This window comes from Streptomyces sp. HUAS TT7 (genome assembly GCF_051550175.1).
GTDB lineage: Bacteria > Actinomycetota > Actinomycetes > Streptomycetales > Streptomycetaceae > Streptomyces.
The window spans coordinates 7,817,127-7,829,853 of sequence record NZ_CP196175.1; the positions used below are offsets into that span (position 1 = coordinate 7,817,127).

General features: G+C 68.3%; 8 protein-coding genes and 2 pseudogenes. 4 read left to right on the forward strand and 6 right to left on the reverse strand.

Translation table 11 applies throughout. The annotated features are described in order from the left end of the window. Window positions 1-43: 43 nt before the first annotated feature. Complete coding sequence (locus tag ACSHXC_RS35490; protein WP_438297018.1) at window positions 44-1,255, forward strand: tetratricopeptide repeat protein; 1,212 nt, start codon at window positions 44-46, stop codon at window positions 1,253-1,255. 8 nt (window positions 1,256-1,263) lie between these two features. Here ACSHXC_RS35490 and ACSHXC_RS35495 read toward each other — a convergent pair whose 3' ends face one another. After that, window positions 1,264-1,653, reverse strand: a complete 390-nt coding sequence (locus ACSHXC_RS35495) for a hypothetical protein (protein ID WP_393261556.1) — start codon at window positions 1,651-1,653, stop codon at window positions 1,264-1,266. 214 nt (window positions 1,654-1,867) lie between these two features. Here ACSHXC_RS35495 and ACSHXC_RS35500 point away from each other — a divergent pair. Then, window positions 1,868-2,248: pseudogene (locus ACSHXC_RS35500) on the forward strand (transposase family protein); the annotation flags it as partial. Between the two features lie 220 nt (window positions 2,249-2,468). On the opposite strand, the gene ACSHXC_RS35505 reads toward ACSHXC_RS35500, so the two are convergent. Then, window positions 2,469-2,621 carry a hypothetical protein gene (locus ACSHXC_RS35505; RefSeq protein ID WP_438295452.1) on the reverse strand — a complete coding sequence of 51 codons (153 nt, stop codon included), beginning with the start codon at window positions 2,619-2,621 and terminating at the stop codon, window positions 2,469-2,471. 601 nt (window positions 2,622-3,222) lie between these two features. On the opposite strand from ACSHXC_RS35505, the gene ACSHXC_RS35510 reads away from it, so the two are divergent. Next, a complete protein-coding gene (locus ACSHXC_RS35510; protein ID WP_438295453.1) occupies window positions 3,223-3,477 on the forward strand; it encodes a hypothetical protein in 255 nt (84 codons plus the stop codon). Between the two features lie 85 nt (window positions 3,478-3,562). Here ACSHXC_RS35510 and ACSHXC_RS35515 read toward each other — a convergent pair whose 3' ends face one another. The 4 genes from ACSHXC_RS35515 to ACSHXC_RS35530 form a co-directional block, all read right to left on the reverse strand. After that, on the reverse strand, window positions 3,563-6,235 hold the full coding sequence (locus ACSHXC_RS35515) for a glycosyl hydrolase (RefSeq protein WP_438295454.1): 2,673 nt from the start codon (window positions 6,233-6,235) through the stop codon (window positions 3,563-3,565). 1,304 nt (window positions 6,236-7,539) lie between these two features. Next, window positions 7,540-8,253, reverse strand: coding sequence for an ANTAR domain-containing protein (locus ACSHXC_RS35520; RefSeq protein ID WP_438297019.1), 714 nt, complete (start codon window positions 8,251-8,253; stop codon window positions 7,540-7,542). Between the two features lie 42 nt (window positions 8,254-8,295). Then, window positions 8,296-9,036, reverse strand: a complete 741-nt coding sequence (locus ACSHXC_RS35525) for a GAF and ANTAR domain-containing protein (protein ID WP_438297020.1) — start codon at window positions 9,034-9,036, stop codon at window positions 8,296-8,298. A 1,624-nt stretch (window positions 9,037-10,660) separates the two neighbouring features. Then, window positions 10,661-11,080, reverse strand: a complete 420-nt coding sequence (locus ACSHXC_RS35530) for a ribonuclease domain-containing protein (protein WP_438295455.1) — start codon at window positions 11,078-11,080, stop codon at window positions 10,661-10,663. A gap of 582 nt (window positions 11,081-11,662) precedes the next feature. Between ACSHXC_RS35530 and ACSHXC_RS35535 the strand changes: the two are divergent. Then, window positions 11,663-12,727: pseudogene (locus tag ACSHXC_RS35535) on the forward strand (S1 family peptidase).

The following is a 12,727-nucleotide window of genomic DNA, read 5'->3' on the forward strand; positions in this document are numbered from 1 at the left end:
CACCGATCTCGTCGCCGCCATGGCGGAGCGTCCGGTGGACGACATGACCGAGGTTCTGGACAGCGTCTCCGAACTCAACCTGATCGACCAAGTGCTCGTGGACCGCTTTCAGCTCCATGACCTGATCAGGATCTTCGCTGCGGAGCACACGCCCGTACCCGGGGCCGAGGAGCGCGGCGTGACCTACTACGTCCGCCAGGTCCGCGATCGGGAACGAGCCTTCTACCAGTGGGAGTTCCCCGACCCCGGCCAGTGGTTGCGAGCTCGCGACGATGCGCTCGCCTGGTTCGACGCCGAACGGATCAACGTCGTCTCGGTGACCCGGCATGCCGCCGGTACCGGGAGGGACAAGGAGGCGGTCAGCCTCGCCCACCACTTCTTCCACTATGTCGATCACTACCGTCTGTGGCCCGAGTGGGAGGAGACCCACGAATACGGTCTGGCCGCCGCCCGCCGCTGCGGCGACGCATCGGAGGAGGCACGGTTCCTGTGCGGTATGGGACTCATGCGCTCCGAACAGGACAGACACCCGGAGGCGATCGCATACCAGCGCAAGAGTCTGGAGCTGGCGCGTCAAAGCGGTAACAGGGAACAGGCCGGGTGGGCGTGCGTACACCTGGGCACGCAGTTGTCATATGAGCGGGACCATGAGGCCGCAGGTGCCGCGCTGCGCGAAGGCATTGCTCTGTTCCGAGAGCTTGGCGATATGCATGGGGAGTCCTGGGGCTTCGCCGGCCTCGGTGATCTCTGTGTGGCGACCGCTGACCTGGAAGCGGCCGTCGACGCCTATCGGGAGAGTGTGCAGATACGACGCCGGGGCGGCGGCGAACACGGTGCGGTCTTCATGCGGACCAACCTCGGTATCGTCTACATGCGCCTTGGCCATTATCCGGAGGCTGCCGAGGAACTGGGTGAGGCGATCCGTCTGTCTGCCGAACTGCATGACTCCGGCGAAGAGGCCAGGGCCACCGCACTACTGGGCAGCGTGCACGCCATGCGAGGAGAAGCAGACGCGGCGGGGCAACTCTTCGTGCGTGCAAGGCAGTTGCTCGACGAAATCGCCGTTGCCGAGAACGCGGCACTTATCATGGTGCGTCTCGCGGAGACCCAGCTCAATGCGAAGGACGGAATCGGCGCGGCGTTCTTCTTCCACAGCGCGCTGAAGACGCTGGGCGACAACACTCCGTGGACTGCCGGCGTTCGCCGCCGAGTCTCGGGTGGACTGGCCGATCCGCTGATCGAACCGCTTTCCTGAACTCCGCATCAAAAGCTGATGTCTCCCTGTACGTCACCGAGCTGCACGATCTTTCCGACCTTCGCCTGACCGCTTACCTGTACCAGGAAGCGACGCATTTCCGGTTCGTCCTGCGTCTCGGCAAGGAATTCTGCGACCTTGGCCCGCAAGTCCGGTTCCTGGGCCAGCACTTGCTGCAGCTCCCGCGCTGCGTCCTGGCGTTCCGTTTCCCCTTCCGGTGCCGCCTCCAGTCGCTCGACCGCCCGCCGGGCGCGGTCATGGGCATGCAGCCTTTCCTTCACGAACGAGGCCAGCCGCCCGAGCATCGCGCCACTTGCCTCACCGAGCCGGTTTCCCAACGACTCGGAGAACTTGAGTGCCAATAGCGCAGCTAGCACACTGCCGGTCACGGGTTCCATAGGTACTCCCCCTTCGGCGTCGTTCGCCTGATTCATTGTCCCGCCGCGGGCGCCACGAAGTCGATCCATGAGACGTTGGCGCATGCGAGCCGCAGGCCCTGCCTGTCCTCGGAGTCGCGTACGTGGACGGTGGCGTCGGCGGGGCTATGGCGACCTCGACACCCTCAGGCAGGGTGATTGCGAAGTCCTTTGATCACGAAGCGGTGCAGGTTATGGCCGCCTGCTGCGGGTCTCGGCAGCCCGCCCCGGACGACCCTCGGAGATCACCGCCTGCCGTCACGACCAGCTCACCGCGAAACTGCGGGCGGCCGGGCTCGGCGCCATCGCCGACCTGGGCTTCGTCGGCCTCGACGACAGCGGTCCGGACGCCGACCCGGCAGTGATCTGCGGCTACAAGGCGGCCCGTAACCGGACCCTGACCCGAGGGCAGAAACCGTCCAACAAGGCACTGGCCGCCGTCCGGGCGCCGGTCGAGCACAGCTTCGCCCACCCGAAGAACTAGCGGGTCCTCGGCAAGGTCCGCACGGACCCGAAGTGGGCGACCGCCCTGGTCAGGGCCCTGCTGGCCCTGACGAACCGCGAAGTCTCTCGCTGACCGACGTCTACACTGAAGCCATCCGCCCGCGACCGGCCCGAGCATCAAAAACCTCGCGCACACCAGACCCGTGACCTGCAACTTCACGATGCACACTGCTCACTCTGCGCGCACTGCATGCGGGGACGGCCACCCTCACGTCCGCGGACTCCTTTACCCCCGACGCGCACGGGCCGCCCTCGCACGGATGGAAGCTGATCATCCACGTCGGCCCGTGACGTCAGGACTCGACCCGCACCCGCGGGCGCCACAGCAGGGTCTGCGGACCGAAGGGATCACCGCGGAAGGAGGCGGTGGACCACAGCTCCGCCTCCCCCTCATGACGGGCGAGAAGGGTGGCGGGGGCGATGCCGTCCGCGGTGCTGTGGTCCACCGGCGCGAGGGGCCCTGTCGCTCCGCCGACCGGCGTCCACGCGTAGCCCTCGGGGCCGTGCAGGACGATGCGGACTTCCCTCCCCGACCGACGGTCAGCTCCGCACCAGTTGGGTCGCCAGGCCGTGGAGGAAGCCCCGTACAGCGCCTTCCGCGCAGTTGGTCATGGAGCCGAGAATGCAGCGGATCCTGGGGAGGAACCGATGGCTTGCCCGTGGCGTCGGAGCGTCGAGTCCGCTGAGAACAGGGAGGCTGCCGTGACCGGTACGAGGCGAGGACGTCACCGACCGCCCCAGCCGTGGCTGTTGCCCGTGCTGGCCGTCGTGGCCTGCACCGTGGCGGCCTGTTCCTCCAGTGGCGGAGTCCGGCCGGGGCCCCCAGCGCAGGGGGCGTCGGCGCCGGCCTCCGCCACGCACCCCACCGGTTCCCACCAGCCCACCGCCACGAGCTCACCGGCGACCTCACCCGCCACTTCACCCCCGCCGTCACCCTCATCACCCTCACGCCACACGACTTCTCCGCCCCCTGCCTCTCAGCCACCGTCGCACACAGGCTGTGCCACCGGGCCGGTCACGGTCACCCTGAAGCCCGGAGAATTCGCCGTGCAGCGTTTGTGCGTGCGGGTCGGCGTCACGGTCACGGCTGTCGTGCCGCCCGGCCCGGCCGGCCCCTGGCCGGACCCGCGCACTAGCAGTCCGATGCTCGCGACGATCACCTCTTCGACTACCGATCCGGACGGCACCAGCCGCAGCACTATCCGGGCGGCCCGGCCGGGAGCGGCCACGGTGACGTGGGGGACACAGGGCACGACCGCATTCACCCTGCAACTGGACGTGGCGGCCTACCAAGTCCAGTGAGCTCGCAAGAGATCCGCATGCGCGACGGCCGGTGGGTGCCCCGTCGCAGATCGGGGCGCCCACCGGCCGTCAGATCAGGGGTCGGTCAGTCGTTGGTACGGCCCTTGAGGCGCCGTACGTCGAAGGACCAGATGCCGCGCCCGTGGGTGGCGGCGTACAGGTTGTTGTCCGGGCCGAGCTTCAGCTGGATGACCGCTGTGGTGGGCAGCTCGTTGCCGAGTACCTTCCACTGGCTCGCACCCGTGGGGCGGTAGAAGACGGCCAGGTCGGTACCGAGGGCAAGACCGCCGTTGGGCAGCAGCTTCACGGTGTTGGCGGGCACGTCGGGCAGGTTCGCCGAGATGTCGGTCCAGTCCGTGCCGCCGTTCTTGGACTCGAAGATGTGGCCGATGCCCGCGCCGGGGCCCTCGGTCCACTTCCGGGAGAAGCCGTTGACGGCGACATACACATGCTGGGCGTTGGCCGGGTCGACCTCGAAGCCCGAGATGTAGCGGTTCGGGATCGTGCCGTCCACCGGGAGGTTCAGCTGGTGCCAGCCGGTGCCGTCGGCGTTGCCGACCGCGATGCCCCGGCTGAAGCCCTTGCTGTCGCAGGGGCCGCACCAGCCGACGTAGACCGTGCTGCCGGAAGAGGCAACTGCGGTGGCCACGTGGCCGTCACCGAGGTCGTAGGCGCTCTTCCACTCCGCACCCGACCGGATCGCGAAGCCCTTGTTCTGCACCCATACGTGCCGTCCGCCGGCGACCCAGGTGTTGGTGTCCTTGGCGTCGGAGGTGATCGGCGCGATGAAGCGGGCCCCGGCGCCGCCGAGGTCCTTGTCGGGCGGGGCGACCTCGTACTCGGTGGCCTTGGTCGGATCGGTGGCCCAACTGCCGTTGTTCACACCGCAGTTCTGGGTGACCCACATGTCGAGGTAGACGTACTCGTTGGCGATGTTGCAGCCGTTGGCCGGATCGGTGATGGTGTCGCCGCCGTCGCCGCCGAAGTTGGATCCCGTGACCTTGTCGCGGCCGCGCAGGATCGACTGGCCGTTGTCCTGCAGGCCGCCGGTGACCGAGACGCCGCCGTAGGTGAGGTCCTTGCCGATACCGACCGAGTAGTACTGGAGGGTGTCGATGGTGCCGTCGTTCAGGGACTGCCAGTCCTTGGCGTGCCCGCCGGAGTCGACGGCTCCGTTCAGCGGGCGGCGGTAGATGCCGCCGTCGTTGCCGACGAACGCATACGACTTGCCCCGGTAGCTGCCGATCGCGACCGCGTGCTGGTCGGAATGTGTGGTCGGCGAGCAGTCGCCGGTCTGCTTGGCGGGGTCGATGCTCCAGCAGGGGAATGGGAAGTTCCAGTACGGGCCGGGGGTGATCCAGCTCGTGCCGCCGTTCTTCGTTTCGAAGACCTCTTCGAGCCCGAGGTAGACGTGGTCGGCATTGTTCGGGTCGACCTGAAGGAACTGGTTGTACCAGGACTGAATCCCCGGCATGTAGCCCGCGCCCTGCAGCGCCGAGCCGGACGCCTTCAGCTTCGTATAGTCGGCGATCAGCGTCCACGGCCCGAACGGGGAGCCGGACTTGGAGACGTACACGCCCTTCAGGCCGCTGTCCGGGTTGGACGCCATTTGCGCCGGCGACTGGTCGATGGCGTACAGGCGGGAGCCGTCGGCCGCGGCGCCGAACGTCACATTGCCCACGTCGCCGCTGTTCGTCGGCAGGTCACCGAGCCCGCTGACGGTTTTCCAACTGCCGTCGCTCTGCTTGCTGTAGAGCCCGTTGTAGGTGTCGCCGCCGCGCCAGCCCACCGCGAGCAGGACCTTGGACGGGTCCTTCGGGTCCACCGCGATGTCGTTGGCGATGTTCTTGTACGGGGCGCTCGGGTCGGATGCCTTCGAGCCGCCCGGCAGATAGTCCGGGTTCGGGGCGAACTCCAGCTTCCACGGGCTGGACAGGATGGTCGTGGAGTGCGACCACACGCCCCGGCTGGTGGCCGCCCACACCGTGGTGCCGGCGAACCGCAGGGCATGGATCGTGGTGCTCTCTAGCTCCGCGCCGCCGACCCGGCCGCCGGGCTGGAACTGTCCGTGCTGCGGGTCGGGGAGAACGTAAACACCGGTGCCGACGTAGGAGGTTGCGCCGGTGTTGGACTCGCCGGTCGCGTACCAGAGGCGCTTGGAGCCGTCCAGCGCGAGGGTGCCAGTCGACAGCGAGGGCAGTTTGTCGGCGATGGGCTGCCAGTTGCCGCCGCCGGTCTTGGAGCGGAACACGCCGCCGTTGGCTCCGCCCGCATAGACGTAACCTTGATCGTCGGCGGCTATCCCGGTGATGCGGCCGGTCACGTTGCCGGAGCCGCCGCTGGAGTTGGAGTTGATGTCGCGGTAGCGCGGGTCGTCGGAGTTGTAGGGCTTCTTGGTGACGTGGTTCCAGTCGCCGCCGGTGTGCTGCATGGACTGCAACTGGGCCCAGGCCGCCCCGTAGGCGCCGGGTGCGACGATGCCGGGTGCGGTGCGGGCCTCGGTGTACTGGGCCGTGCCTTCGGCGGAGTTCTCCGCCTCGTCGGAGCCGCCGTCGCCCTTCTCCGACGCGGCGAAGGCGGACTTGCCGGAATGCAGGGCCTTGATGTGCTGGCGGCCGATGTCGGCCTGGTGGCGCGCGTTCCAGGGCCGGGGTCTGGTGTCACCGGATGCCGCGAAGGACTGGGTGCTCACCAGTCCGAACGCGGCGGCCACGACGGTGCAGGTGATGAACCGCCGCCGATGCCGTTGGGGCATCATGCGCTCTCCTCCCTCAGGCCGGGCATCTGGATGTAGCCCGACACTGGGGAGATCTTGGCGTGGCCGCGACAGGATGGGGAAGGGGAGGAAGGTCAATTCGCTCCCAATACACGCCAGTTCCGGCTGAGAGGTTCTGGGGCGGATCCCGCACTCGGTAAACATGTGGATGAAGACAGCGCGCCGAAGGGGGAGGGATCGCTCGTGAGATGTACGTGTCCACCGCTTGCCGTCAGGGTTGCCGCTCCTGGCAGGGGCGTTGACGCGAAGGACGGCCGGGAGTGTCTCGGAGGGGGATCAGGACGCGGAGACGGCTCTGTCGGACTCGCTGACGTCGGATAGCGCGAGGGGAGCGAGGCCCCCTCGACGTCGAGTGCAGCGGTACAGTCGGCCGAAACCGTGCCTATGACGTTGCGAATATCGCCTACGCCGCAGACTCCGGGGCGATTTCGGCGATTCCATTTGCCGCGGCGAGCGGGCGCGCTGAGGCAGGGCGGCAGCCGTGGGGGCGGTGGTGAGCCCTTCGCGGTCCCTCCCAGTAGTCGTAGTTGTAGTCGCCGATGCGGCTGCCCGTCACGGTGCCCTGGCAGGGAGTGCGGCCGGCCAGGGTGGGGCTGCTGGTGAGGAAGCTGACACCAGGGCGCTTCCGGCTGGAAACCCGCCCACCACGGTCCGATTTGCGCGGTGTTGCTGCGGCCCAGCCCGGCCTAATATGCAAAGTACGGGAAGTGCGAGAAGTCTGCGCCGCTGCGGACCGGCACGGACCGTCCTTCTTCTCTGCGGCTCCTGGACCCGGGCCGCGTTCCCAGACCACTTTTCTTGGCGGCCGGAGCCGCGCATGCGCCGACACATGGCGGTTCCGGCCTGTCGTCCTCGCGGCCCGTTTCGAGCCGGGGTGTAACGCCCGCGCACCCCGGGGTGCCGGTGAGGACGGTGAGGTGCGGAGACATCGCGGTGGGGAGCCGTGTTGTTCCCGCGTTCTCGGCCGTCGCCGATGCTGGCTGTGCCTCCGGCGACGGCCGTCCTTGCAACGGGTCGGTCGTTAAGGCGAGTTGGCCTGCCCGCTGTTGTCTCAGCCCTTCCTTCCGTTCGCGCTCCACACCCGGGAGGCGGTTGGCCACCGGGGTGCCGTGTCCGGCGGGCGGGCCCCCTGTCTCTGCGGCGGCGCCTGGCGGACGGGTGCCTGGACCGGCGCGGTGGTGCCGTGGGTCAGGGCCCGACGGCTGTGCGGGAGGCATGGGGCCGGCCGGGCCGGGGCGCGCCTTCACGGTAGTGCGCGGCCGGGCTGTGCGACAGGTGCAGAGCCGTCACCGTTCGGGGGCGTCGTCGGCGTCCAGGTGGAGCGTGTGGGCGAGCACCTGGCGGGCGGTGTCCAGCAGGGGCTGGTTGTGTCGGAAGGTGTGGCCGCGCAGCCGGGCCAGGGCCTGGGCGCAGTCGATGCCGAGTTGGGAGGCGAGCATGCCGGTGGCCTGGTAGACCTCGGCGAAGCGCAGCTGCGTGGTGTCCAGGAGCCGGTCGGCGCCGCCGGGTCCGGCGGCTTGGGTGATCAGGTACTGGGTGAGGAGGTCGGCCCAGACCAGGGCGGTGGTGAGGCGGACGTTGGTCATCGGGCCGGGAGTGGTGCGGTGACCGGTGAGGACACCGGCGGTGATGATGCCGATACCCAGCGGGAAGGCGAACACGGCGTGCACGCCCAGCTCCAGAACGGGGGCGGGCAGACCCGGCCAGCGGGCCGGGTCGAGGGAGGCCAGGTCGGGGACCAGGATCGCTACGCCGTGCCGGGCCGTGTCCGGGCCGGGGCCCTGGCCCTGGGTCAGCTGCAGGTCCTCCAGGGCGAGGGTGCGTTCGCCGAAGCACTGGATCAGTTCGCCGGGCCCGCCGCCGGGGGCGAGCAGGAGGGCCAGCCCGTCCAGGCCCAGCGACCGGCTGAGATCCTCCAGGGGCAGCGGGGGCAGGCCCGGGCCGCGGTGCGTGTCCAGGGTGCGTAGCAGCGAGGTGAGGGCTGGATCCGTTACTGGCATCACGCGCCCCATTCTCTGCGCGGCGGGGGTGGCCGGCGCCGGTTAGCGCTCGGGGTCCAGCAGGGCGGGCGCGGCGGTGCCCTCCAGGACTTGGCGGGCCACGTCGGTGAGCTTGGAGCCGTGGGTGCGGGCGTGGGTGCGCATCTTGATGAACGCTTCATCCACGCTGGTGTCGTGGTGGTGGGCGAGGTAGCCCTTGGCCTGCTCGATGATGACCCGGGAGTCCAGGGCGTACTGGAGCTGTGTGATCACGGTCATCTGCTCGTGCACCGCCCGTTGTTGGAGGATACCGATGGTCGCGGTGTCCGCGAGAGCCTGGGCCAGCCGCAGCTGGGCGCCGTCGAGTGGGCCGGGCCGGTCGCGAAAGAGGTTGAGGGCGCCGATGACCTGGTCCTGCCAGCGCAGCGGGGCCGCGACCACCGACGTGTAGCCCAACTGGGCGGCGCGGGGGGCGAAGTGGGGCCAGCGGACCCGGGCGACATCGGTGTCCAGGCGGACATCGGCGATGGGGGCGCGGGCGTGGTAGCAGTCCCGGCAGGGGCCCTCGTCCCACTCGACGCCCAACAGCTCCAGGGCGCGGGTACGCTCGTCGGAGGCGGCGGCCTCCACGACCTGACCCTGCGGGATCCCCAGCAGCACCCCGGCCGCCGCCACGTCCAGCAGGTCCACGCAGTGCTCGGTGAGCGTGTGCAGGAATCCGATCACGTCGAAATCCCGCACCAGGGTGTCGGCGAGTTCGACGAACGCGAAAGCGAGCCGCTCCTCGCGCGGCAGTTCAACCATGGCGGTCACACCGCCCCTTTTCGATGGGTCACACCGCGACCGGTATCCGCAGCCGTCCGACGCTCGTGGCAGACCGCGGACCGGCAGGCAGCGCGAGAGGAGCCGGCCGCACAGGGCCGGGGAACATGTCCGCTGGCGACGAAGCCGCCGCTCCCCTCGTCAGTGGTCGCCGAATACCGGCATCAGATGTGCTCACGGTGGTGGAGGCATCCACGGAACTACCCCCCACGCTACCGCGATTGGGCGCCACAAGGCGGACATCCACCGGCGTGCTGCCCTTTGTGGCCCTCGGCTTCCGAAACGCTGGGCTACACGGAGCCGATGTACGTATACCGCGGCGCAAGGGCCATGTGGGACCTGGGTCGGAAACACCCCGGGCAACCCTTCCAACAGCTTCCAGTTCCTCAACTGGCAGCCATCAGGCTCGCTGTCGGGCCGCAGCGAGGTCGACTTCTGTCTGGACTGGGGACAGGCAGGCCACGCGAACAACATGGTCTTCGACATCGGCCAGTTCAAGAAGACCTGTGACAACCACTCCAACAAGTGGCAGATCTGGAGTATGGTCCACTAGCCTCGCGTTGCGCGGACGGCTGGTAGAAGGCGGAAGCCGCGTCCGGGGTGGTGGTGTTGAGCTCGTTCCAGATCAGTGTGCCGGTCTCGTTGACGATACCCGCGCCCGGGAAGTCGACCGGCTGCCAGACGCCGATGACCGCCCCGATTGGATCGGTGGCGATGCTCCTGGGTCAACCTCCACCGTCGAACGTGACGGGGCTTGCTCCGTCGGGATGCATGTACCGGACGTGTCCCGAATGAAGCCTGGCTTGCAGACGCAGCCACCGCCTTGGGGGCAGAGCTTGTCGCAGGCGGGGTTGAGGTTGTCGACTGTTGGCTGACAGCACCAGTTGGCAGCGACGCTGAATACCTCGTTGGGGCCGCACACGATCGGCTCGGACTCCGTGGCGGTGCTCTCGGTGCGGGCGGTCTCGGGCGCGCAATTCTTGGCGGGTTTGGGTGGCTCGTTGTCGGCGGTGGCGGCGGCGGGCATGAGCAGGGTGGCGGCTACGGCAAGTGGCGCTGCCAGGACGCGAAGCCTCACGTGGGGGACCTTCCGGGGTTTGAGGGGCTTTATGACTCCCTGTGTCCCACCTGATGCATGATCGTCTAACCGGATGTCCCCTGGTTGGTGGTCTTCGGGACTTCCGGACCCGTCGCAGTACTGGAAGCTGCGTGGTCCGCGATCCGCATGCGTCATGCCAACGTACCCGAAGACGTCGTGATCATAGGCCGCGCGATGCTCTCCAGCAGGCATCCCGACCGTGACAGCGCCATGACACCCCCATCGTCCCCAGGGCTCGGTGACGGTATCGGGGCAGGCCGGCGGGCATGAGCGTCCGTGATCATGTGGGTTGTTGAAGCTCACGTGGTCGAAAGGGACGTGCATGCCCGCCTGTGTCCTTGCTCGGTTGGATTCTCAATCCCGGGCTACCGAGAGGCCCTGTCTTCAGGCTGTACAACGGGAAGATGACCCGACGGAAGCTCAGTTCGGTCCGCACGTTCCGTGATCGGATACGGCTTCTCGGCCCAGTGCACTCACCCGCATGTATGGGCAGGTCCTGTTGGAGTGTCAGAGCTGGTAGAAGTCAGTGTAGTGGTTGGGGGAGTACCAGACGGTGCCAGTGTTGGAGTCGACGACGATCCGGTAGGCGTCCCGGTGGGCGCCGCAGGCGCGGGGGTAGACGTCGTACTCGTAGAAGGTGTCACCGGAGGGCAGCTGCCCGTCGTTGTTGTAGAACTCGCCGCCTGCGTAGCTGCACTGGCCGTTCGGCCAGTCGACCCAGCTCCGGGTGGTCGGGTAGCCAAGGCTGGACCAGGCCGAGTTGGCCGAGGCTGCGTCGGAGCATCCGCTGATGCTGCAGGAGCTGTAGACCGCCGCATTCGCGGCGGGGCTGTTGATCGCGGACATGCTGAGCACGGACGCGATGGCGGCGAGCAGCACCGCGAATCGCTTGGCCCAGGACAGCTGGGGGCGTCGCAGAGTCAGCAAGGAATCCTCCAAGTGATCTGTGTGTGGGGAGTTCATGCCGCACAGAATGACGCGCGTAGACATGTCCCTGTCAATATTGCAGGGTGAAGTTTCCCAGGAGTTCACAGAGGTATCTCGGGAGTGCCCTGATCGTCTCGCTGTCACTGGCCGACTCCTGGGCTCCGTAGTGCAGTTGCAGGGGTTGCCGCCCGGCCCGCCTCCGGGCGGCGAGTTCGGCGTCAGAGCCTGGCGGCGTCGACGGTTTCGGCCACCCCGTTCCGTCTCCGGTGTGCGGGGGGCTTGCGTGCAGGCGGATCTCGCACTCTGTGCGTGCCGGCCTCGCCAGGTCCCCCGGTGCCCGCACCCGGATCCGGATGGGCTGATAGCGGTGTGAATGAAGTGGTTCAGGCGTGAAGTGCCGTGTGTGGGGCGGGAGTTCAGCCTTGTGTACGAGAGGGGCGGATGTGGATACTGAGATCTTGGCATGGGCGTGACATCCAGCTGGAGCGGGTGACTCGCTCGTGCCAGGCATGCCACGCCTTCCTCCCGGGCCCGTGTGACTCCCCACCGTCAGGGCCCGTCCCCCCCACGAGAGGTATTCAGTTGAAGCAGCACCGCATACGCCACCGCCGTACGATGCTGGCCGGCGCGGGCGCAGTCGCGCTCGCCGCCACCGTGAGCCTCACCCTCACCAACGCCCAGGCCGCCCCCGCGTCCTCGGCGGCCCGACTCTCCCCGGCCGCCGCAACCACCCTGGCGTCCCATCTCGCGACCGGTACGGCTGGCGCGTTCTACGACGCCAAGGCTCAGAAACTGGTCGTCAATGTGGTGGACGAGACGTCCGCGGCGGCCGTCCGGGCCAAGGGCGCCGAGGCCAGGATCGTCCGGCATTCGATGGCGCAGCTCGACGCGGCCCGGCAGACCCTGAGGGCCAAGGCGACCATCCCCGGCACCGCCTGAGCCATGGACCCCAGGGCCAACAAGGTCGTGGTGACGGCCGACCGCACGGTCACCGGCGCCAAGCTGGACCGGCTCACCCAGGTCGCCAAGAGCCTCGGCGGCGCCGTCGAAATCCACTACACCAACAGCGAGTTCAAGCCCCTCATCGCCGGCGGCGACGCGATCTGGGGCAGCAGCGCCCGCTGCTCGCTCGGTTTCAACGTGGTCAAGGACGGCCAGCCGTACTTCCTGACCGCCGGTCACTGCGGCAACGACATCAAGGACTGGTCCGACCAGCAAGGCGGCCAGACGATCGCGACCACCGAGCAGTCCACGTTCCCGGGCAACGACTACTCGATCGCCAAGTACACGGACAACGCAGACCACCCCAGTGAGGTCGACCTCTACAACGGCAGCACCCAGGAGATCACCAAGGCTGCCGACGCCGTCGTCGGCGAGAAGGTGCAGCGCAGCGGCAGCACCACCCAGGTGCACGGCGGCACGGTCACCGCACTGAACGCCAGCATCAACTACCAGGAAGGCACGGTCAGTGGACTGATCCAGACCGACGTCTGCGCCGAGCCCGGCGACAGCGGCGGCGCCCTCTTCGACGGAACCAGCGCCCTCGGCCTCACCTCCGGCGGCAGTGGCGACTGCACCAAAGGCGGCCAGACCTTCTTCCAGCCCGTCCCGGCCGCCCTTGCAGCGTACGGCGCGCAGATCGGCTGA